Origin of the sequence: Providencia sp. PROV119, from assembly GCF_028482435.1 — a bacterium.
Lineage (GTDB): Bacteria > Pseudomonadota > Gammaproteobacteria > Enterobacterales > Enterobacteriaceae > Providencia > Providencia stuartii.
On sequence record NZ_JAMPQL010000011.1, the window covers coordinates 56,898 to 79,948 of the forward strand.

At 42.3% G+C, this 23,051-nt stretch carries 15 protein-coding genes; 14 read left to right on the plus strand and 1 reads right to left on the minus strand.

The window, feature by feature from the left end; translation table 11 throughout:
* Nucleotides 1-160: 160 nt before the first annotated feature.
* The 14 genes from pepB to rluF all read left to right on the plus strand — a co-directional run bounded on the left by pepB (nt 161) and on the right by rluF (nt 21,683).
* Nucleotides 161-1,456: an aminopeptidase PepB gene (gene pepB / locus PSF11_RS11125; RefSeq protein ID WP_004921373.1), complete on the plus strand. Its 1,296-nt coding sequence runs from the start codon at nt 161-163 to the stop codon at nt 1,454-1,456.
* Nucleotides 1,457-1,555: 99 nt separating this feature from the next.
* Nucleotides 1,556-2,014 (plus strand): enhanced serine sensitivity protein SseB C-terminal domain-containing protein, encoded by a 459-nt coding sequence (locus PSF11_RS11130; protein WP_004921371.1) that lies wholly within the window; start codon nt 1,556-1,558, stop codon nt 2,012-2,014.
* A gap of 426 nt (nt 2,015-2,440) precedes the next feature.
* The gene (locus tag PSF11_RS11135; RefSeq protein ID WP_014656319.1) at nt 2,441-3,403 is read left to right on the plus strand and encodes an Rpn family recombination-promoting nuclease/putative transposase; all 963 of its coding nucleotides are present in this window, start codon (nt 2,441-2,443) and stop codon (nt 3,401-3,403) included.
* A gap of 327 nt (nt 3,404-3,730) precedes the next feature.
* A complete protein-coding gene (locus PSF11_RS11140; protein WP_072502415.1) occupies nt 3,731-8,779 on the plus strand; it encodes an alpha-2-macroglobulin family protein in 5,049 nt (1,682 codons plus the stop codon).
* Between the two features lie 73 nt (nt 8,780-8,852).
* The gene (pbpC, locus tag PSF11_RS11145; protein ID WP_072502414.1) at nt 8,853-11,174 is read left to right on the plus strand and encodes a peptidoglycan glycosyltransferase PbpC; all 2,322 of its coding nucleotides are present in this window, start codon (nt 8,853-8,855) and stop codon (nt 11,172-11,174) included.
* Nucleotides 11,175-11,417: 243 nt separating this feature from the next.
* Nucleotides 11,418-11,843 carry a nucleoside-diphosphate kinase gene (ndk, locus tag PSF11_RS11150; RefSeq protein WP_072502413.1) on the plus strand — a complete coding sequence of 142 codons (426 nt, stop codon included), beginning with the start codon at nt 11,418-11,420 and terminating at the stop codon, nt 11,841-11,843.
* Between the two features lie 152 nt (nt 11,844-11,995).
* On the plus strand, nt 11,996-13,177 hold the full coding sequence (locus PSF11_RS11155) for a bifunctional tRNA (adenosine(37)-C2)-methyltransferase TrmG/ribosomal RNA large subunit methyltransferase RlmN (RefSeq protein ID WP_004921358.1): 1,182 nt from the start codon (nt 11,996-11,998) through the stop codon (nt 13,175-13,177).
* Nucleotides 13,178-13,370: 193 nt separating this feature from the next.
* On the plus strand, nt 13,371-14,315 hold the full coding sequence (rodZ, locus tag PSF11_RS11160; protein WP_004921357.1) for a cytoskeleton protein RodZ: 945 nt from the start codon (nt 13,371-13,373) through the stop codon (nt 14,313-14,315).
* 153 nt (nt 14,316-14,468) lie between these two features.
* Nucleotides 14,469-15,590 (plus strand): flavodoxin-dependent (E)-4-hydroxy-3-methylbut-2-enyl-diphosphate synthase, encoded by a 1,122-nt coding sequence (gene ispG, locus PSF11_RS11165; protein WP_004921354.1) that lies wholly within the window; start codon nt 14,469-14,471, stop codon nt 15,588-15,590.
* Between the two features lie 215 nt (nt 15,591-15,805).
* Complete coding sequence (gene hisS / locus PSF11_RS11170; protein ID WP_014656316.1) at nt 15,806-17,098, plus strand: histidine--tRNA ligase; 1,293 nt, start codon at nt 15,806-15,808, stop codon at nt 17,096-17,098.
* Between the two features lie 10 nt (nt 17,099-17,108).
* Nucleotides 17,109-17,732 (plus strand): YfgM family protein, encoded by a 624-nt coding sequence (locus PSF11_RS11175; protein WP_004921349.1) that lies wholly within the window; start codon nt 17,109-17,111, stop codon nt 17,730-17,732.
* A 143-nt stretch (nt 17,733-17,875) separates the two neighbouring features.
* Complete coding sequence (gene bamB / locus PSF11_RS11180; RefSeq protein WP_004921347.1) at nt 17,876-19,048, plus strand: outer membrane protein assembly factor BamB; 1,173 nt, start codon at nt 17,876-17,878, stop codon at nt 19,046-19,048.
* Between the two features lie 138 nt (nt 19,049-19,186).
* Nucleotides 19,187-20,659 (plus strand): ribosome biogenesis GTPase Der, encoded by a 1,473-nt coding sequence (der, locus tag PSF11_RS11185; RefSeq protein WP_004921345.1) that lies wholly within the window; start codon nt 19,187-19,189, stop codon nt 20,657-20,659.
* A gap of 148 nt (nt 20,660-20,807) precedes the next feature.
* Complete coding sequence (rluF, locus tag PSF11_RS11190; RefSeq protein ID WP_072502412.1) at nt 20,808-21,683, plus strand: 23S rRNA pseudouridine(2604) synthase RluF; 876 nt, start codon at nt 20,808-20,810, stop codon at nt 21,681-21,683.
* A gap of 79 nt (nt 21,684-21,762) precedes the next feature.
* On the opposite strand, the gene PSF11_RS11195 is transcribed toward rluF, so the two are convergent.
* Nucleotides 21,763-22,911 (minus strand): M4 family metallopeptidase, encoded by a 1,149-nt coding sequence (locus PSF11_RS11195; RefSeq protein ID WP_014656315.1) that lies wholly within the window; start codon nt 22,909-22,911, stop codon nt 21,763-21,765.
* Between the last annotated feature and the right edge of the window lie 140 nt (nt 22,912-23,051).

Below are 23,051 nucleotides of genomic sequence, written 5' to 3' on the forward strand. Positions count from 1 at the left end.
TTCAAATTTGATAGATAAACCGGGCAACTCGTCCGGTTTTTATTTATGAGCACTATCTTGATACCTATTTGGCCGTTAATCGGTTAAGTTACTTCTATCAGCGACTGATTTAGACAAGAGCTGCCTGTAAAAAACAGATACAGATAAAGTGGGAGAAACGATGACAAAACAAATTATGCCAGTAATGATTTCATTTGAAGCCGCGGCACCTTGTTGGGGTGAAGGGGCGTTAGTGAGTTCTGGCGATAAAGGAATAACTATTCATTTAAAGCATCCGGGTAAGTTGTGCGCGGTACAAAGTGCAGGGCGTAAATTGGATAGCCAAGGTATTCGTAATGTTTCTTTAACGGGTGAAGGTTGGGATCTAGAAAAAAGTTGGGCATTTTGGCAAGGTTTCCGTGCACCAAAAGGGGCAAGAACAATAGAGTGGCCAGTTTTGCCAGAAGCGGATCGCCAAGAATTAGAAAACCGTATCCGTACAATTGATTGGGTACGCGATGTGATCAATGCGCCAGCGGATGAGTTAGGGCCAGAGCAACTGGCGCAACGGGCGATTGATTTGTTGTGTCATATTAATGCTGAAGATATCAGTTACCGTATCATTAAAGGTGATGATCTACTTGAGCAAGGGTATGCAGGTATTCATACGGTAGGTCGTGGTTCAAGCCGTGCGCCTGCTTTATTAGCGTTAGATTACAACCCTACAGGCAACCCCCACGCGGCTGTTTTTGCCTGCTTAGTTGGGAAAGGGATCACATTTGATTCAGGTGGCTATAGTATCAAACCTTCATCATCCATGAACTCAATGAAAGCAGATATGGGTGGGGCAGCAACGCTGGTTGGTTCTCTGGCACTCGCTATTAATCGTGGTCTGAAAAAACGCGTTAAATTGTTCCTTTGCTTGGCTGACAATATGGTTAGCAGTAATGCCTTTAAATTAGGTGATATCATCCGTTACCGCAATGGTAAGTCTGTTGAAGTGATGAACACAGATGCAGAAGGTCGTTTAGTTTTGGCTGATGGCTTGATTGATGCAAGTAAAGAGCAGCCATCGCTGATTATTGATGCGGCAACTTTAACGGGGGCTGCAAAAACCGCAGTTGGCAACGACTATCATTCAGTGCTTAGCTTTGATGATAAACTGGTTGCTGAGCTTATGGATGCTTCAAATGAAGAGTTTGAACTGTTTTGGCGCTTACCACTGGCTGAATTCCACCGCCAGCAATTGCCGTCGGGGTTTGCTGACCTAAATAACATTGCTGCACCATCCCATACAGCAGGTGCAAGTACCGCAGCCGCATTCCTATCCCATTTTGTTGAGAATTATCGTCAAAACTGGGTGCATATTGATTGTTCAGCAACGTACCGTAAATCACCAGTGAGCCTGTGGGCTGAAGGTGCAACGGGAATTGGTGTAAGAACGATAGCAAACTTACTGATGAAAAAAGCAGGCTAAAAAGTTTTATCTTAATAAACATTAGCGGGGACGAAGGGGGCGACTTTTCGTGCCCGTTTTTTTATTATAGGGTTAATTATTTTTCTATGAGGCATAAGCATGTCGCAGCAATCCGAATCGAATAAACCTTTTAGTAACGATAACAATATCGAATTTACTGAGTTGGTTATTCCTCAAGGGGCATCGTTAAAATTAAGCGCACTTGAAGAAGAGCCTGAAGCATTAGTAGGGGTCTTAACTGAATGTTTTAAACAGCATAAGGTGGTACGCCGTGCCTTTTTAGTATCTGCCCAAGAAGAAAACCAAGAGGGTGATGAAGCTATTTTAATGGTGGCATTAGAGTTTGTGCCAGGAACTGAGAATATCGATGAGATTATTCATCAAGCGGGAACATTAGCGTGTGAATATTTAGACGATAATGAGTCCATTGATTTTTGTTTAGTTAATGAAGCAGAAAAGGGTATTAGCCATTTTATTACCGAACATATTCAACCTTTCTATCAACGTAAGTTAGGCAGTTGGTTACGTGATTCAATCCCAATTAAAAACACCAAATAAGCTTCTGCAGTGGGTTAGTGGCCCACTGTGGGGTAGTTATCCCTCATTAAACCAATAGCTTAAATAACCTAAGCAGCGAGCGTCATTACATATAGCGTTTCAGAATCATGCTATTTTTCAGAGAAACTTTTGTCGTGAGTTAATTGAGCGACTAATGACCTTTTCAGTATTGAGATGATAGGTTTGTCATGTAATGACAAATAGTAGGGTACATCGTCCATATTGATGGTTAAATAGTTTAAAGTCATAAATATTGCTGTGTCGATAACGATATGGCTAGTGTGAGTGTAGTCAGTAACGACTTAATATATGACGAGTTATAGTGGTCATTTAAAATACGATGCTCCCTTCTAAGGCAATCACCAAAATCGCCTGCAAATAAATATCACAATGATTTTTATAGGTCTGCTTAGATAAGGTTCGCTAATGAAGAAAGTACAACGACACTCAGCTCACGATGCGGCATTTAAAGGTTTCATGGCGCAAATAGAAAATGCTAAAGATTTTTTTCATTTTCATTTACCAGAGCATATTCATGCATTATGTGATTTTGAAACATTAACTCTCACTAATTCTTCTTTCATAGACAAACAATTGCGTTCACGATTATCAGATGTGTTGTATTCAGTTCAAACGACAGAAGGAGAAGGGTATATTTACTTACTCGTCGAACATCAATCTTCACCAGACAAATTGATGGCATGGCGATTAATGCATTATGCATTTTTAGCGATGAATCAGCATTTGCAACAAGGGCATAAGAACTTGCCGCTAGTCGTACCTGTTTTGTTTTATCACGGGGAGAGTTCACCTTATCCATATTCACAATTATGGACTGACTGTTTTCCTCTCGCGGATGTGGCTAATAACTTGTACACACGTTCTTTTCCTTTAGTCGATGTCACGGTTATTGATGATAATGAAATTGTTAATTATCGTAAGGTTGCAATTATGGAATTGGCTATGAAACATAAGCATTTGCGGGAGGAAAGTGAGCATGTGATCTCCCTATTGGCTCAAGCGCTCAATAATCACTATAATACTGATAGCGATGTCATCACTATTCTCAACTATCTATTTTTTACGATGGATGCAGAAAATGTTGAGAAAATAGTCCAACAGTTGAGTGAAAAAACTGAAAAGCATCAAGAGGTTATTATGAATATTGCACAACGTTTGCAAGATAAAGGTGTAAAAGCAGGCTGGGAAAAAGGGCATCAACAAGGCCTGGAAGAGGGCATTGAAAAAGGTATTGAAAAAGGTATTGAAAAAGGCAAACATGAGGCAAATCTTGCCACCGCTAGAACACTTTTAAAAAATGGAATTAGTCTTGAGTTAATTATGGAAAGTACAGGGCTAAGCCAAGAAGAACTTATTTCCCTCCAGTGATGTGACAGGCGCTCTGCTTTGTTGATGTGAAGGGCTCTATTTTTTCTTTGTATCTTACAAAATCATCACAACACCGCCTACTGATACATTAATGGATTATCTTATGTGCGTTAATATCTGTTTTATCTGTACTGATGCCTAAAATAGTTAGGGTTTTTTCCGCTTTGTCTTATAGGTACTAATCGCACAATCTGTTAAATTGTGTAACCGATTTACGCACTATCTCAGTCTTTGCTTATTTTAACATCCAGCCAAGATTTCTGTAGCTTCCAACTTATAGATGGAAGTAAAAGCACCATATATTAACTATAAAAGGAAGAATCGGTCATGAATCAACATATTCGTTGGGCTTCATTGGCGGGTCTAAAAACAAAAAAACGTTATATTGTAGCAGCATTAGCCTCAGTTATTGCACTAACAGGTTGTGATAATTCAGACAACACAAATAGTAAAGAAAACAGCGTCGTAGCCGAAAAAAGTGCAACGACAGAAAAAGTGATTCAAACGGCACCGTTAGCGGCGGCAAAGGGAGCTACGCCGAAATTATCAGCAGCTGAAATGATGAAGCGCTATGCGGGTAAAGAGTTAACTATTCTTGATGCCTCTGAGTTGCAACTAGATGGGGCAAGCGCAATGGTTGTCACCTTCTCTGTGCCGCTATATGAGGAGCAAGATTTTAGTCAATATTTAAACTTAGTTGATGTGAAATCAGGAAAATTGGATGGTGCTTGGGAACTATCCGATAATAAAATGGAGTTACGTTTTCGTCACTTACCGCCATCAAGAGAGTTAAATCTCACAGTAAATACAGGGATTAAGGCGATAAATGGGCGTACGATAGAGCAACCATTTGAGAAAAAACTGCAAACAGCACAGATTATCCCAACAGTTGGTTTTGCAAGCAAAGGCTCCTTATTACCGAGCAAAGTAGCACAAGGATTGCCCGTTATTGCGCTGAATGTAGATAAAGTCGATGTGAATTTTTTCCGTATTGACGAAAAGCAATTACCACAATTTCTGTCAATGTGGCAATACCGTAGTAACTATGAATATTGGTATTCAGAAGAGTTTCTCAATAAAACCGAACTTGCTTATACAGGGCGCTTTGACCTCAATCCTGATAAAAACACTCGCCAAACCGTTTTACTACCTTTAAAAGACATTAAAGAGCTACAGCAAGACGGCGTCTACCTAGCTATCATGCAAAAAGCGGGTAGCTACAGTTATCAGTTCCCTGCAACAGTATTCACCCTGAGTGACATAGGGGTCTCACTGCATAGCTATCAAGATCAGGTCGATGTTTTTACACAATCGCTCGCAAAAGGTTCCGCCCTTAAAGGTGTTGAGCTGCGTATCCTTGATGAAAAAGGTCAATTGGTTAACCAAGCGACTACTGATAGCGAGGGGCATGCCAAATTAGATAAATTGGCGGGTGGAAAATTATTGCTAGCGACCCTTGATGGGCAAACGAGCATGATTGACCTCACTCAACCTGCTTTAGACCTCTCTGAATTTGATATTTCAGGCCCTACTGGATACGCAAAACAATTTTTTGTGTTTGGGCCACGTGACTTATATCGCCCAGGTGAACTGTTATTGGTTAATGGGTTATTACGCGACGGTGATGGAAATCCACTTAAAGCGCAACCTGTTAAAGTGGATGTTTTAAAAACGGATGGACAGGTTGTTAGAAGTTTTGTGTGGCAACCTGAGAAAGACCATGATGGTTTGTATCAATACCAGTATGAAATTCCTCAATCAGCGGAAACGGGGGGCTGGTCATTACGCTTTGATTTAGGTGACGGGTCACCACTACGTTACTATAAATTCAATGTTGAAGACTTTATGCCTGAACGCATGGCATTAGATGTCACTACAAAAGATAAACCTATTTTGAATAATCAGCCTGTTGAGTTTGATATTCAAGGCCGCTATTTATATGGTGCACCCGCCGCGGGTAATGAACTTCAAGGGCAAATATTTATTCGTCCTGATCGTGAAGCCGTAGCTAAATTACCTGGATTTGAATTTGGTTTTGCGAGCGAAGAAGGGTTGCAACGTAAGCTTGATGAATTCGATTTAACGCTAGATGATACGGGTGAAACCGCCATTAGTGTGCCACAAAGTAATTGGGAATCTTTACGCTCCCCAATAAAAGTTATTGCGCAAGTTAGTCTATTGGAGGCGGGCGGGCGTCCGGTGACCCGTCGTGCTGAGCAAGCCGTATGGCCAGCAAGGGAGATGGTGGGTATTCGCCCATTATTCAATAAAAAGGAAATTTATGATTATCGAACTGACCGCTATGCCCAACGCTATAATGTTGATGAAAATTCTTTAGCGGAGTTTGAGCTTGTCTTTGCTGATGCTGCCGGAAATAAATTAGAGGCCAACAATTTAACTGCACGCCTAATTTATGAGCGTCGTGATTATTATTGGAATTGGTCTGAAAGTGGTGGTTGGACATCAAACTATGATCAAAAAGATTTAGTGATGGCCAATGAAAACATCAAGATTAGTCAAGGTCAGACAACAAAAGTCTCATTTCCTGTTGATTGGGGTGCCTTCCGTCTTGAGGTTATCAATGAAAATAACCAATTAGTCACCAGTCTACCGTTTTGGGCCGGTTATTCATGGCAAGACAATACGGGCGGTAATGGGGCTGTGCGCCCTGATCAAGTTAAGCTGAGTTTAAATAAACCGGCTTATTTACCGGGTGAAAAAGCAAAAGTTCGTGTGGAATCACCAAAAGCGGGTAAAGGTTATATTTTACTTGAATCAAGTAATGGTCCACTGTGGTGGCAAGAAATTGATGTTCCTGAAAAAGGAATGGAAATTGAGGTACCAGTGAATAAAGAGTGGGCTCGCCATGACCTATACATTACTGCGGTCGTTGTTCGTCCAGGAGATGACTCGAAAGAGGCAACGGTTAAGCGAGCGATTGGGGTACTTCATCTTCCGTTAGCGGATGAAAATCGCAAGATTGGATTAGCGCTCTCAGCACCAACCCAAATGCGTCCAAACCAAGACCTTATCGTTAAAGTGAAAGCGACGGCACAAGATGGCAAGCCATTACCTGAAAAAGTCAATGTATTGCTATCTGCTGTGGATACTGGCGTGTTGAACATTACTGATTTTAAAACGCCCGATCCGTATGACGCCTTCTTTGGTCGTAAACGTTACAGTGTCGATCAGTACGATGTGTACGGTCACCTCATTGAAGGCCAAGGTAAGTTAGCAAATTTACGTTTTGGTGGTGATGGTGAAGATACTTCATTAGATCGTGGTGGAATGAAGCCACTTACAGAAGTGCAAATCATTGCGGAACAGGCGGCACCTGTCACATTAGATAAAAATGGTGAAGGTGAAATTAGCTTACCGATCCCTGATTTTAATGGTGAGTTGCGCGTAATGGCTCAAGCATGGAATGAGAAGGATTTTGGTCATGCTGATAGTAAAGTCGTGGTAGCGGCGCCGCTTATCACTCAAATGTCGATGCCACGTTTTATGGCTGGTGGTGATAAATCTTACTTCTCATTAGATCTCACTAACACGACGGACAATACACAAAATGTGACAGTGACTTTTAAAGCCTCTGGAATGGTGAAATTAGAAGGAACCGCCACGAAAGAGCTAGCCTTAGTGAAAGGTAAACGTACAACGGTAACGTTGCCAGTTCGCGCGGATTATGGTTATGGTCAGGGTGAGGTTTCAATGACAATCAATGGTATTGATTTGCCAGATGAATCATTGAAAGCGTATAGCAATAGTTGGAAAGTTGGGGTTCGCCCTGCACAGCCTGCGGAAACGGTCTCTTATGCTGTTGCTATTGAGCCGGGTGAGCAATGGTCATTACCAACCGAGAATTTACAAGGTCTCTCCCCTAATACGCTCGAAGGTCAAGTTTTACTAACTAGCCGTCCACCATTGCAGATTGCCCGCTATATTCGTGAGCTATTTGCTTATCCATATGGCTGTCTTGAGCAGACAATCAGTGGCTTGTATCCATCGTTATACTCTTCACAAGCAGAGCTGAATAAGTTAGGTATAAAATCGCAGACAGATGATGACCGTCGCAAAGCCATTGAATTGGGGATCCCTCATTTATTAAGCATGCAACGTCCTGATGGTGGTTTCTCGTTATGGGATCGTAACGGTAGAGAAGAGTACTGGCTAACGGCATATGCTGCGGATTTCCTTAACCGAGCAAATCAGCGTGGTTATACGGTGCCGAAAGAGGCATTAACCAATGCTAATAGTCGTTTATTGAGCTATTTACAAGATGGTAATCAAATTAATTACCCCTATGTAGATGATCAATCAGCCGCACGTTTTGCAGCCCAAGCCTATGCGGGCTTAGTACTTGCAACACAGCAAAAGGCGCCTCTCGGAGCATTACGACAACTCTACTCAAGAAGTCAGGAAGCCAATAGTGGGTTGCCACTAGTACAGTTGGGTATCGCTTTAAATTTGATGGGCGATAAAACACGGGGTGATAATGTAATTGCTGATGGGTTGAAAAAGCAGCGAGCTCGTTACAGCTACAGTGGGGATTATGGCTCAATCATTCGTGATGATGCGATGATCGTTGCGTTACTGAATGAATACCAATTGATGACAAAAGCACGTGATCAAAAACTGCAAATTCTTTCAAACAACTTGGTATCTCAACAGTACTTCTCAACTCAAGAGAGCAATGCGCTGTACTTGGCGGGACGTTATTATGTGAATAATACAGAAACCCCATGGAAAGCGGTCATTAATGGTCAACAACCACCGATGACCTCAGATAAGCCTATCAATGAGTTTTTAACTAAAGAGCAGCTAAAAACAGGTTATAGTATCGAAAATACAGGAACGAACACGTTGTATGGCCAATTGAACGTAGTGGGTTATCCATTGTATACGCCAACACCAAGTTCGAATGTGTTGAATGTGAAACGAACCTATTTAGATCTGCAAGGTCGTCCAATTTCACTCGATCGTTTAAGAACAGGTGAAATGGTCGTGGTGAAATTAGAAGTTAATGCTTCACAAAGAGTACCTGATGCTTTAGTGGTTGATTTATTGCCTGCTGGCTTAGAGCTTGAAAACCAGAACTTAGCAAATAGTAGTGCTAATCTGAGTGAAACTGCGCCAAACTTGCAGGAAGTGATTGATGATATGCAACAATCACAAGTCAACCATATGGAATATCGGGATGATCGCTTTGTGGCAGCCGTTGAGGTTGAGCAATATAGACCGACAACATTAGTCTATTTGGCGCGTGCCGTGACACCGGGGGTATATTCTATCCCGGCTCCACAAGTGGAATCGATGTATGTTCCTGAATGGCGTGCGGTAGGTAAAGCTAACGGCCAGTTAGAAGTCGTTCGTTAATCTTTAATCAGCCCTTATACTGGATGCGTGATGATTTCGGTATAAGGGCTATTTGTTTGCGGTATATCCATCTATGAAAAAAAGATTACGACGCGCTGGGTTGGTTTTGCTCTGCTTGGTGATTTTTTTGCCTCTTTTATTTTTGCTGGCAGATAAGATTTGGCCATTGCCGATAAAACAAGTTGAGATGGCGCGCACGGTCGTTGCCCAGGATGGTACACCACTTTGGCGTTTTGCGGATAAAGAAGGAATATGGCGTTACCCCGTAAAACTGGATCAAGTTTCCCCTGAGTTTATCGAAGCATTATTGACCTACGAAGATCGTCATTTTTATCAACATCCCGGTGTTAACCCATTTTCATTACTGAGAGCATTGTGGCAAGACGTCAGTTCAGGGCACATTGTCTCTGGTGGAAGTACGATCTCAATGCAAGTTGCTCGGTTAGTCGATCCCCATGACCGCACCATAACAGGGAAATTGAAACAGTTATGGCGTACTGCACAACTTGAATATCACTATTCAAAAGATGAAATACTGGAAATGTATCTTAACCGAGCTCCCTATGGAGGTACGATTGAAGGTATCGGTGCGGCCAGTTGGGTCTATTTAAACAAAGCACCTGATAAATTAACCTCGGGTGAAGCGGCATTGTTTGCGGTGTTGCCACAAGCACCTAGTCGACTAAGGCCAGACCGTTACCCCGAAAGAGCGCAAGCTGCACGCGATAAAGTGCTCGATAGACTCGCGGAATATCAGGTGTGGCCAGCAGATAAAATTGAAGATATTAAACAAGAACAGATTTGGTTAGCGCCACGCAAAAATCCGAATTCTGCGCCTTTGTTGGCGCGCCGAGTTGTCAAGGATGCACAAGAAACGGTCATTGAAACCACCATTGATGCAGGGTTGCAGCGCCAATTGGAAGAGATGGCAATTAACTGGAAAAACCAGCTTCCTAAGCAGACATCGCTAGGGATATTGGTAGTAGATCATACTGATATGAGTGTGAAAGCTTATATTGGGTCAATCGATTTTCAAGATAATAGCCGTTTTGGTCATGTCGATATGATCACGGCTTGGCGCTCACCGGGGTCAACATTGAAGCCCTTTTTATATGCCTTAGCGATGGATGATGGTTTGATCCACGCTGAATCTTTACTGCAAGATGTGCCTCGACGCTTCGATGATTATCGACCGGGGAACTTTGATAGCGGTTTTAATGGGCCTGTGAGTGTGAGTGACGCATTAGTCCGTTCACTGAATTTACCCGTAGTACAAGTGCTTGACGTTTACGGAAGTAAGCGTTTTACGGCGAAATTACGTAATGTGGGAACAGAATTACGTTTTCCTTTAGCTAGCGAACCTAATTTGTCGTTAATTTTAGGAGGCACTGCCGCTCGTATGGATGAGTTAGTTGCGGCTTATAGTGCTTTTGCTCGCCAAGGGAAAGTGTCGCCATTGCGCTATCGTCCAACAGACACAATACGTGATCGCCAATTAATGTCAGCGGGTGCGGCATGGATTATTCGGCGTATTATGGGTGGTGAAGCGCGCCCTGTTCCTGATAGTAGTTTGACCGCGCAAGTTAATTTAGCGTGGAAAACAGGTACTAGCTATGGTTATCGAGATGCTTGGGCTATCGGGGTAAATCCACGCTACACAATAGGAGTGTGGGTGGGGCGGCCCGATGGTACTCCTGTTGCCGGGCAATTAGGTTATGCGACCGCGATCCCCATTATGAATCAAGTGAATAATTTATTGTTAGGGCGTTTGTATCAATCGAATCAATTGATGCCAAAAGACACCAAGCCATCAACGGTCAGTCAAGCGATGATCTGTTGGCCTAGCGGCACTGTATTACCAGAAGGGGATAGTAATTGTCGGCAACGCCGTTTAAGTTGGATTTTAGATAATACGATCCCGCCAACATTAATGGCGAAAGATCAAGAATCATTATTGGGGTTACGTCAGAAAATATGGGTAAATGAACAAGGGTTGCAGGTTGCTCCTGATTGCCCTAATGCAGTGGAAAAAGAGGTTTATTTGTGGCCGATTACCTTAGAGTCTTGGTTACCACAGAGTGAAAAACGGATAAATCGTTTACCGCCAATCGACTCGTCCTGTCCTCCATTGCGTACGGAAACACCACCTTTGTTTATTTCGGGCATCCGTGATGGGGAAATTCTGCAACGGCTACCAGGAAAAACGAGTTTGGATGTGCGTCTAATGACACAAGGTGGGCAAGGGCAGCAATGGTGGTTTTTAAATGGTGAACAGATCCAAGAGACTGAGCACAATGGTAGCGTTTTACTGACCTTCGATAAGGCAGGAAACTATCAAATTTCGGTATTAGATCTTGGTGGGCAAGTCACGTCAGTTAATTTTAAAGTCAAGTAACAAATAAAAAGTGTGACTGAGTCAAAAAAATAGTGTTTTTTGCTATAAAAAGTTTAACAAAATGTTGATGTGACTGTAGGAAATTGTAATCGTAGCCCCTATAATCAACGCCTTAATTTCTGCTGCTCGTCATCAGAAGATAAACAATATAAAAAACTACAACTGACATCTACTTTGTGTTTTGATTAACATGAAAGTTAAGAATACAAAAGTAAAAGTCACGATATCGCTAAGAGGTTATTTATGACGGTTCAACGTACATTTTCTATTATTAAACCAAACGCAGTGAAGAAAAATGCTATTGGTGCAATCTATAATCGTTTTGAAAGCGCTGGTTTTTCAATCGTTGCCGCCAAAATGTTGCATTTGACTCGTGAGCAAGCAGAAGGTTTCTACGCAGAGCACAAAGGCCGCCCTTTCTTTGAAGGTCTGGTTGAATTCATGACTTCTGGTCCAATTATGCTGCAAGTACTAGAAGGCGAGAACGCAGTTCAACGTCACCGTGACCTAATGGGTGCAACTAATCCAGATAATGCACTGGCAGGTACTCTACGTGCTGACTATGCAGACAGCTTCACTGAGAATGCGGTTCACGGTTCAGATTCTGTTGAATCAGCAAACCGCGAAATCACGTATTTCTTCACTGAAGACGAAATCTGCCCACGCTAATTGGTAAACTAGTGTAATGCATTAGCATTATTCTTATAAAGTTTGTACAATGCGACGCCCTGTTAATATAATTGTTAACAGGGCGATTTTATTATGAACGTTGTGCTACCAAAGTAGCACTCGCCGAAAGTGTAACAACGAGGCAACTTAACATGTCCGATATGACAACCAGTGCACAATGTGCAACTTCCTCCGCTATTTCTGTCACACCAGAAAACAACACACAAAAAATTAACCTGCTGGATTTGAATCGCAAGCAGATGCGTGAATTTTTTGCGCAAATGGGTGAAAAACCATTCCGTGCCGATCAAGTCATGAAATGGATTTATCACTACTGTTATGACGATTTCGATCAAATGACAGATATTAATAAAGCGTTAAGAGCAAAACTAAAGGAAGTCGCTGAAATTCGTGCTCCTGAAGTTGCTGAAGAACAACGCTCAGCAGATGGCACCATTAAATGGGCGATAACGGTAGGTGACCAGCAAGTCGAAACGGTTTATATTCCAGAAGATGATCGTGCAACCTTGTGCGTCTCCTCACAGGTAGGTTGCGCGTTGGAATGTAAATTTTGTTCTACCGCTCAACAAGGATTTAACCGTAACTTACGGGTTTCTGAAATTATCGGGCAGGTTTGGCGCGCAGCAAAAATTATTGGTTCATTAAAATCCAGTGGTCGTCGTCCTATTACCAACGTGGTTATGATGGGAATGGGGGAGCCATTACTGAACTTGAATAATGTGGTTCCCGCGATGGAAATCATGATGGATGACTTTGGTTTTGGTTTATCTAAACGCCGAGTCACACTGTCAACTTCCGGTGTTGTTCCTGCGCTGGATAAATTAGGGGATATGATTGATGTCGCTTTGGCGATTTCATTACATGCACCGACTGATGATATCCGTGATGATATTGTACCTATCAATAAAAAATACAATATAGAAACATTCCTGAGCAGTGTAAGACGTTATTTATCCAAATCCAATGCGAATGGTGGTCGTGTCACGGTAGAGTATGTCATGCTTGACCACATTAATGACAGTATTGAACAGGCTCACCAATTAGCGGAATGTTTAAAAGATACGCCAAGTAAAATTAATTTGATACCTTGGAACCCGTTCCCTGGGGCGCCGTATGGTCGTAGTTCGAATAGTCGTATTGATCGTTTTTCAAAAGTATTAATGGAATATGGCTTTACAACGATTGTGCGTAAAACACGTGGTGATGATATTGATGCCGCCTGTGGTCAGTTGGCGGGAGAAGTGATTGACCGAACAAAACGGACCTTGAAAAAACGTATGGCTGGGGAACCTATTAAGGTGAAAGCAGTCTGAAGTTATAGATAAAGTCTAAATATTTGGTCTAATTATCATTTGGGTCATTTATGGATAGGCAAAATGGCCCTCATCACCTACAATGTTTTGTAGGTGATGATATTAATATAATTATCACATTAGGATTATTACGAGTAAAGCTAAGGAAAAATAGCTTTATATTTCATTCACTCGGAAACAGTGTTGCCAGCAAATGACTATCGATAACAATACCGAACAAACCCCAATCACTGTAGGAAAATTATTGTCTCAAGCGCGTGAACGTATGGGATTAACACAAGAGTCAGTCGCGGAGCGTCTGTGTCTTAAAGTTAGTACGGTAAGGGAAATCGATGAGGATGTGAAACCTGCTGGCGTTGAACCTACGTTTTTACGCGGTTATATGCGCTTATATGCGCGTATGGTTAATGTGCCTGAAAGTGAATTGAATGCGTTACTTAAAAATGATGAGCCGATTGCGGCATCAACAGTCTCATCAATGCAGAGTTACTCTTTAGGTAAAAAGCGTAAGAAGCGTGAAGGTTGGTTAATGAAACTAACCTGGCTAATTGTCATTGTTTTGATTGCTATGGTTGGTATTTGGTGGTGGCAAGATCATCAAAAACAACAAAATGAATTTGTTACGATGGCAAATCAAAATGATTTGCTTATATCTCAGCAAAATGAAAGTGGAAATCCAGTTGAGCTTTCCAATGGGTCAACAGAGACGCCAACAAATACATCTGAGACAGGTGAAGGTACCCTTGTCGACTTAAACGCCGCTCAAGCGACAGAGAATCAGCCAATTGAATCTTTGCCAGTAAAAACCGTTCCGTTACCGAATTCACCTAATACAACAGTGAGCGTTGATCGCACTCAATCAACGGAAGAGCCTGTAGCTACTCCTGTCGTTCAAGATGCGCTCACCATGAGCTTTAAAGGTTCATGTTGGCTGGAAGTTCGCGATGCGAATAATAAAGTCTTGTATAGTGGTATTAAGAACAGCGGCGACACCTTGGATTTACAAGGTAAATTGCCTTACCGCTTGAATATTGGTGCGCCCGCAAACGTTGATATCAAATTCAATGGTAATGTGGTTGACTTAAGCCGTTTTATTAAAGCGAATCGTTCTGCTAAATTAAAAATACCTGAAGCATAAAGTCACAAATTAAGAAGACGCAAACTGTATCCTAAAACTAGAATTGTGATAGTTTGCAGTTTGCGTTTTTGTGTATAGTGGTCATCGAAGCAATGATTATCAACTACACAACAGTGTTTAAGAGCACATGGATGTCCAGAGAGTAAAATTAAAATGCATAATGAATCACCGATAAAAAGACGTAAATCCACCCGAATTTATGTAGGTAACGTGCCTATTGGCGATGGTGCTCCCATTGCTGTCCAATCTATGACGAATACGCGCACGACGGATGTTGAAGCCACTGTGCGGCAAATCCAATCACTTGAGCGTGTAGGTGTTGATATCGTCCGCGTGTCTGTTCCTACGATGGATGCAGCAGAAGCCTTTAAATTAATTAAGCAGCGCGTGAATGTGCCATTGGTTGCGGATATTCACTTTGACTACCGTATCGCGATGAAAGTGGCTGAATATGGTGTTGACTGCCTACGAATTAACCCAGGTAATATCGGCAGTGAAGAGCGTATTCGCCAAGTCGTTGATAGTGCTCGTCATCACAACATTCCTATCCGTATAGGGGTCAATGGCGGGTCACTGGAAAAAGATATCCAAGAAAAATACGGTGAGCCAACACCTGAAGCATTGGTTGAATCAGCAATGCGACATGTTGATATCTTGGACAGGCTGAATTTCGATCAGTTCAAGGTCAGTGTTAAAGCGTCGGATGTCTTTCTTGCCGTCGGCTCTTATCGTTTATTGGCGCAAAAAATTGATCAACCACTTCACCTCGGTATTACAGAAGCGGGTGGGGCTCGTTCTGGTTCAGTGAAATCAGCAATTGGTCTTGGTATGTTGTTGGCTGAAGGTATCGGCGATACGTTACGTATCTCACTCGCGGCAGATCCTGTTGAGGAAGTGAAAGTCGGTTTTGATATTCTAAAATCGTTACGGATCCGCTCACGTGGCATCAACTTTATTGCTTGCCCAACCTGTTCACGCCAAGAATTTGATGTGATTGGTACGGTAAATGCTTTGGAGCAGCGCCTCGAAGATATTATCACGCCGATGGATGTCTCTATTATTGGTTGTGTAGTGAATGGCCCGGGTGAAGCCGAGGTTTCTACTTTAGGTGTGGCTGGCGCGAAAACCAAAAGTGGTTTCTATGAAGATGGCGTTCGCCAAAAAGAGCGTTTTGATAATGACAATATTATTGATCAGCTTGAGGCGAAAATTCGCGCAAAAGCAGCAATGCTTGATGAAAATAACCGTATAAAGATAAACCAAGTCGAAAAATAATTGTCAAACAACTGGCTCATTGAGGGCCAGTTTTTGTTTTTATGACTTTTTGACGGGGGTTCAACGCATAGCTTGATGTAAAAATTAAACGGACAAACCCAAAAAGAGCAGAATATTCCCGATTGAAGCGGAATATTGTGGTTTGTCGATTGAACCCAATGACATTTCGCTTTTATAATCGAGTCTATTCGATTCCGAAAAAATAGAGACATAACGTGGCAAAAAATATCCAGGCCGTTCGTGGCATGAATGACTATCTGCCGGCAGACACTCGAGTCTGGCAGAAAATTGAAGCAGTACTTAAAAATATTTTGCAGGGTTACAGCTTTAGTGAAATCCGTACCCCGATTGTAGAGCACACCCCGCTATTTAGCAGAGCGATTGGTGAAGTGACCGATGTTGTCGAAAAAGAGATGTATACCTTTATCGACCGTCACGACACAGATAAAGCAGAGGTAAGTCTCACTTTACGCCCTGAAAATACTGCCGGTTGCGTCCGTGCAGGTATTGAGCATGGTTTGCTGTACAATCAGGAACAGCGCTTATGGTATCTAGGGCCCATGTTTCGTCATGAACGCCCACAAAAAGGCCGTTATCGTCAATTTCACCAACTTGGCGCCGAAGTTTTCGGTCTTGCGGGGCCAGACATTGATGCTGAACTGATAATGATGACAGCACGCTGGTGGCGCGCATTAGGTATCAGCGAACATGTGACGTTAGAGTTAAACTCAATCGGCTCTTTAGACGCTCGTGCAAATTATCGTGAAGCATTAGTGGCCTTCCTTGAGCAGCATAAAGAAAAACTCGATGAAGATTGCAAACGCCGTATGTACACGAATCCATTGCGTGTGCTTGATTCAAAAAATCAAGATGTACAGGCGTTATTAAATGATGCTCCTGAGCTGTTTGATTATTTAGATGATGAATCTCGTGAGCATTTTGATGGTTTATGCAAATTGTTAGATGCAGCGGGTATTCAGTATCGTGTTAATCAACGTTTAGTACGTGGTCTGGATTATTACAACCGCACCGTTTTTGAATGGGTGACAACAGCGCTAGGCTCGCAAGGTACAGTATGTGCTGGTGGCCGTTATGATGGTTTAGTCGGTCAATTGGGCGGTAAACCAACCCCAGCAGTCGGTTTTGCTATGGGCATGGAACGTATGGTTCTATTAGTTGAAAGCCTAAATCCTGGCTTTATTGCTGATGAATCTGTCACGGATGTTTATTTAGCCTCATTTGGTGAAAATAGCCAAAAATCGGCGCTGTTATTAGCAGAGCAAGTACGTGATGCTCTACCAAACTTACGTGTGATGACCAACCATGGCGGCGGTAACTTTAAAAAGCAATTAGCGCGTGCAGATAAACAGGGCGCTAAAGTTGCGTTGATTTTAGGCGAAGAGGAAATCGCTAATCACCAAGTCGGGGTAAAAGATCTACGAACAGGTGAGCAAGAAACAGTATCGCAGCAGCAATTGGCACAGCGTTTAGCTGAACTGTTAGGTTAAGGAGAGGCACGTGGAAGTTTATACAAACGAAAATGAACAAGTTGATGCGATTAAACGCTTTTTTGCTAATAATGGCGTGGCATTGGTGGTCGGGCTTGTTTTAGGGGTTGGGGCTGTTTGGGGATGGAATTACTGGCAGTCACATAAAACAAATATGCTGCAAGAAAGCGCTCAACAGTTTGCAAAAGCGAGCGAAGAACTGCATTCAGGCTCTACTCAAGGTATTGAAGCTGCGCAAAAATTCGCTGCGGATACAACAGATGTATATAGCGCGATGATCGGACTAGAATTGGCTCAAGTGGCTGTCGATAAAGGCGATTTAGCGTTGGCTGAAAAATCATTGTCTGCTGCTTTAACTAAAGCAAAAACCGATGATATGCTTGATTTAATTAATTTCCGCTTAGCAAGAGTGCAGCTTGCACAAGGGAATGCTGATGCAGCATTAGCTTCTGTTGGTAACATCAAAGGAAAGGCATGGCAGGCTGCTGCACAAGATGTTCGTGGAGATGCATTACTTCATAAAGGCGACAATGCAGGCGCAAAAGCTGCATATACTCAAGGGCTAGATAGTGAAGGCTCACAGACGCTTAAAGAACTTCTTACCCTTAAACTGAACAACGTATCTGTACTCTAAATTATTAGGGTCGTATCCAATCGGTAGGCCAATCCCCCCTTAGAGCGATAGACATACGCGATAGGGGGAAATCAATGGATATCAACAGGATACGGCTTGAAATTGGATGAGTATAATTTATAAGAAGAAAGGAAACGATTATTATGCAGTTGCGGAAAACACTTTTGATTGGCTTAGTCGCTTCAGCTTTACTTGCCGGTTGTTCCAGCGAAACTGATTCTATCGTTATGGCACCACTTCCTCAGGTTGAAAACCAATTTACTCCAACGATCGTTTGGGATAAATCAGTCGGTAATGGTGTAGAGCAGTTTTATTCTGATCTATCGCCAGTATGGGATGGTAGTGCTGTTTATGCTGCCGATCGTAAAGGAATAGTGAAAGCATTAGAACTGGAGAGCGGTAAAGAAATTTGGTCAGTAGACCTTTCTAAGCGCACAGGTTTTCTTTCTGCTAACTTATCCGCACTGCTTTCGGGTGGGTTAACGGTTTCGGGTAACCATATTTATATTGGTACTGAACGCGGAACAGTCATTGCATTGAATAAAGAAGATGGCTCGGTGGTATGGGATGTCGAAGTAGCGGGTGAAGCCCTCTCTCGCCCAGTAGCCAATGATGGCTTAGTTATTGTTCATACCAGTAATGGCATGTTGCAAGCACTTGATGAGAACAGTGGTGAAATCAAGTGGACAGTGAATATGGATACACCATCATTGTCTTTACGTGGTGAATCAGCGCCAAGTATTGCCTATGGTGCCGCTATTGTTGGTGGTGATAATGGCCGCGTTAGTGCTGTACTTTTATCCCAAGGTCAACTTATTTGGCAACAACGTATCTCTCAAGTGACTAGCTCTACAGAAATTGGTCGCTTAGATGATGTTGATATGACGCCAATTATTGATGATGGTACTATCTATGCAATTGCGTATAACGGTACACTCGCAGCACTTGATATGCGTTCAGGACAAATAAAATGGAAACGCGATCTCGGCTCTGTCAATAACATGGTGCTTTCAGGTGAAAACCTTTATCTGGTCGACCAAAATGATCGTGTATTGTCTGTGCGTAAGAGCGATGGCGTAACACTGTGGACACAAGAAGATCTGCTTAATCGTGGGTTAAGTGCACCAGAAATGTACAATGGCTACCTTGTGGTTGGTGATAAAGAAGGCTACCTCCATTGGTTAGACATGAGCACTGGTGGTTTTGTAGCACAAAACAAAATTAACAGTTCAGGTCTGCATAGCCGCCCAGTTGTTGCCAGTGATAAGCTAATGGTTCAGGCAAGAAACGGAACAGTTTATCTGTTAACTCGTTAATTTTCTGACAAGCTGTCAATTTCTCGCTAAAATCAACGGTTCCTAGTGGTAGGAACCGTTTCGTTTTTTGTTTTCTGGTTGGGTTTTGTTTAAGAACCGGGATTCTTTTAGTTAATTAGAGTAGTGAGGCATCAAATAATGATACCCGTCGTAGCGCTGGTTGGGCGTCCAAACGTAGGAAAATCCACGTTATTTAATCGATTAACCCGTACCCGTGATGCACTGGTAGCGGATTTTCCTGGTCTGACTCGTGATCGCAAATATGGTCGTGCCGAAGTGGAAGGGCATGAGTTCATTATTATTGACACGGGTGGTATCGATGGTACTGAGGAAGGCGTCGAAACCCACATGGCAGCACAATCCTTACAAGCGATTGAAGAAGCTGATGTGGTTCTATTTATGGTCGATGCACGTGCAGGGTTAATGCCTGCTGATGAAGGTATCGCAAAACACCTGCGTAGCCGTAAGAAAAAAACATATCTGGTCGCCAATAAGACGGATGGTATTGATGCTGACAGTGTAATTGGAGACTTTTATTCACTTGGTTTAGGTGAAATCCACCCTATTGCAGCGTCACATGGTCGCGGTGTGACCCAGCTAATCGAAAAATCGCTAAAACCTTTCATTGAAATAGAAGAAGAAGTCGAGCTAACCGAGGAAGAAGAAAACGCGGCGTATTGGGCAGCGCAAGAGGCTGAAGCTGAGTTTGATGAAGAAGACGAGGAGTTTGATCCAACAACGTTACCAATTAAATTAGCGATCGTCGGGCGCCCAAATGTGGGTAAATCAACATTGACTAACCGTATCCTTGGTGAAGAGCGTGTTGTGGTGTTTGATATGCCAGGCACAACTCGTGACAGTATCTATATTCCAATGGAGCGTGACGGGCGTGAATACGTTTTAATTGATACAGCGGGTGTCCGTAAACGCGGTAAGATCACCGAGACGGTCGAAAAATTTTCGGTAATCAAAACGCTGCAAGCGATTGAAGATGCGAATGTGGTGTTGTTGGTCATTGATGCGCGGGAAGGTATTTCCGATCAAGACCTGTCACTACTTGGTTTTATTCTTAATGCTGGTCGTTCATTAGTGATTGCGGTTAATAAATGGGATGGAATGAAGCCTGAAGATCGTGAACATGTGAAAGACATGTTAGAGCTACGTCTCGGCTTTGTGGATTTTGCCCGTATTCACTTTATTTCAGCGCTGCATGGTAGCGGTGTAGGTAACCTGTTTGAATCCGTTGAAGAGGCCTATGAGTCTGCGACACGCCGTGTTGGTACAGCATTGTTAACACGTATTATGAAGATGGCGGAAGAGGAGCATCAACCTCCACTTATCCGTGGTCGTCGTGTGAAAATGAAATATGCGCATGCGGGTGGTCATAATCCGCCAATTGTTGTTATTCATGGTAATCAAGTTTCTGATTTGCCTGATAGCTATAAACGTTACCTGATGAATTATTTTCGCCGTTCATTGCAAGTGATGGGTACACCAATTCGTATTCAATTCAAAGAAGGTGAAAACCCTTATGCGAATAAGAAAAATCAGCTAACAGCAACTCAATTGCGTAAACGTAAGCGTTTAATGCAACATTTGAAAAAACGCTAAGCGAAGAAGTCGCACGTCAACGTGAAGCTTCTGAAAAAGCCGTAACAAATTATTCTGTTACGGCTTTTTAATAACTATCCGTTATTATTTAAAGTGAGCTAGGTTCAACCGTTTGGCTCCCTATCTATGCAGATTACAGAGGGTAACCATGCAAATTAAATCTTCGACACGTCTTAATAAGTACATTAGCGAGAGTGGAATTTGTTCAAGACGTGATGCGGATCGTTATATCGAGCAAGGAAATGTCTTTATTAATGGCAAACGTGCGGCTATCGGCGATCAAGTTTTTAGTGGTGACGTTGTCAAAGTAAATGGACAACTTATTGAACCTAGGAATGAAGAAGACTTAGTGTTAATTGCGCTGAATAAGCCAGTTGGTATTGTGAGTACGACGGAAAGTGGGGAAAGAGATAATATCGTTGATTATGTTAATCACAGTAAACGTGTTTTCCCTATTGGTCGCTTAGATAAAGATTCTCAAGGGCTAATTTTTCTCACAAACCATGGCGATTTAGTGAATAAGATCTTGCGTGCGGGTAATGAGCATGAAAAAGAGTATTTAGTCACGGTTAACAAGCCTATTACTGATGATTTTATTCGTGGTATGGGAGCTGGCGTACCTATCCTAGGCACGGTAACTAAAAAGTGTAAAGTAAAGAAAGAAGCTCCTTTTGTATTTCGGATCACGTTAGTTCAAGGGTTAAATCGTCAGATTCGTCGCATGTGCGAATATTTTGGTTTTGAGGTCACTAAGTTAGAACGCGTGCGTATTATGAACGTGAATCTTTCTGGGATCCCATTAGGTGAATGGCGTGACTTAACAGATGATGAGCTAATTAAGCTATTTGAGATGATTGAAAAATCAGAATCAGAGGCTAAGCCGAAAAAGTCTGTTAAACCGAAAACATCAACGGCAGGGAAAACGGGTAGCAAGCCAAATGCAGGCAGCAAGCCTAAAGGAATGGCTGATACTGCGTCTCGTAAACGTTTCACTCAACCAGGCCGTAAAAAGAAAAGACGCTAACCTTATGTTTTAAAATGTCAGCCGTATTTTATGGCTGACAAGCTCTGTCTGTTAGTGACAGGGCATTTTATTTGCAAACTTAAACGTAGATACCCACATTTTCCCAGCTTTTGCGAGTAAGATTAACGACATGATGGTCAAATTTTTCTGTCGCTGTTCTAATGGTTGCTTTGGCGAAATCGTCAAATGTTGCTCGCGTGCTAAGTGTCTTATCAAACATAGTACGGATCCAAATCTGTCCCGCTACCTCCCATGAGTAACCACCTAACGTTGTCGCCAGCAGGTAAAATGCTTTATTAGGTATACCTGAATTAATATGCACACCACCATTGTCTTGGAAAATAGACAGATTTTTGTAATCTCTCATATGACCGACTTGTGGGTCTCTGTTTGTTTCCGAAAGGCGATAGGCGGTTCCCGGTGCGGCCATAGAACGTAAAGCAGGAGCTTTGGCTTTATTGATAAAAAGGTTTTCACCGAGCAGCCAATTGGACTCAGCTGCTGTTTCATTTGCTACATACTGTTTAACCATAATACCGACAACGTCGGCAACGGATTCATTCAAGGCGCCTGACTGGAAAATATAATCAAAATCAGTCGTAAAGGTAATAAACCCATGGGTTAATTCGTGTGCAATAATATCAATATCATTATAAAACGGGCCAAAATAGATACTATCACCATCACCGAAATAGATAGCTTGTGAATTCCAGAATGCGTTTGGATAATTTTTGTCGAAATGAACTACCGCATTGATTTGCGAATCACAACCAAAGATCTTATCAATGTTGAGCTTCTCTTTATAAAACTGCCTAACATAGCCAATAGAATCATAAACAATCTGTACGGGTGTGTATGGTTGTGCAGGATCACCTTCTTTCATAACAATAAGATAGTCTTCATGGGGCATATGAAGTTCATCAGGACTCGGATAGGTAGGCTCCAGTGAAAGGTCAGAACGAGAGCAGATAGGTAGGTTAGAATGGGTATGGTTAGGTAAAAATGCTTTTTCCTGTGCATCGCGGATGATGCGTTCGTAGTTTGTACCTGGGCGGGCTGAACAAGTAAATAACTGTTTTAGGTGTTCTTTATCTTCCGTCGAATAGCCTCTGCTCATTAATTCATTGATATGAAGTAGTGTGGATTTAAGCTTTTGGCATTGAGATTCTTTATATAAGTGATCAACAAGGTATGGGGGAAGATAGGAACGACCAAGAATATGATTCATAAATAGACTCCATTTTGTGGGTGGAAATGGAATCATAAGCTACAAGGGGAAGAGTGTAACTAGTTGATAATTAATTATATTTGATAATTTTTGCTATTTTTTGTTACTAAAGCCGCCAAGTGCTTTGGCGACTTTATAAA

What these genes read in the sequence shown, in the direction of transcription:
- pepB (WP_004921373.1), top strand. Translation starts at nt 161, where the DNA reads ATGACAAAACAAATTATGCCAGTAATGATTTCATTTGAAGCCGCGGCA.
- PSF11_RS11130 (WP_004921371.1), top strand. Translation starts at nt 1,556, where the DNA reads ATGTCGCAGCAATCCGAATCGAATAAACCTTTTAGTAACGATAACAAT.
- PSF11_RS11135 (WP_014656319.1), top strand. Translation starts at nt 2,441, where the DNA reads ATGAAGAAAGTACAACGACACTCAGCTCACGATGCGGCATTTAAAGGT.
- PSF11_RS11140 (WP_072502415.1), top strand. Translation starts at nt 3,731, where the DNA reads ATGAATCAACATATTCGTTGGGCTTCATTGGCGGGTCTAAAAACAAAA.
- pbpC (WP_072502414.1), top strand. Translation starts at nt 8,853, where the DNA reads ATGAAAAAAAGATTACGACGCGCTGGGTTGGTTTTGCTCTGCTTGGTG.
- ndk (WP_072502413.1), top strand. Translation starts at nt 11,418, where the DNA reads ATGACGGTTCAACGTACATTTTCTATTATTAAACCAAACGCAGTGAAG.
- PSF11_RS11155 (WP_004921358.1), top strand. Translation starts at nt 11,996, where the DNA reads ATGTCCGATATGACAACCAGTGCACAATGTGCAACTTCCTCCGCTATT.
- rodZ (WP_004921357.1), top strand. Translation starts at nt 13,371, where the DNA reads ATGACTATCGATAACAATACCGAACAAACCCCAATCACTGTAGGAAAA.
- ispG (WP_004921354.1), top strand. Translation starts at nt 14,469, where the DNA reads ATGCATAATGAATCACCGATAAAAAGACGTAAATCCACCCGAATTTAT.
- bamB (WP_004921347.1), top strand. Translation starts at nt 17,876, where the DNA reads ATGCAGTTGCGGAAAACACTTTTGATTGGCTTAGTCGCTTCAGCTTTA.
- der (WP_004921345.1), top strand. Translation starts at nt 19,187, where the DNA reads ATGATACCCGTCGTAGCGCTGGTTGGGCGTCCAAACGTAGGAAAATCC.
- rluF (WP_072502412.1), top strand. Translation starts at nt 20,808, where the DNA reads ATGCAAATTAAATCTTCGACACGTCTTAATAAGTACATTAGCGAGAGT.
- PSF11_RS11195 (WP_014656315.1), bottom strand. Translation starts at nt 22,911, where the DNA reads ATGAATCATATTCTTGGTCGTTCCTATCTTCCCCCATACCTTGTTGAT.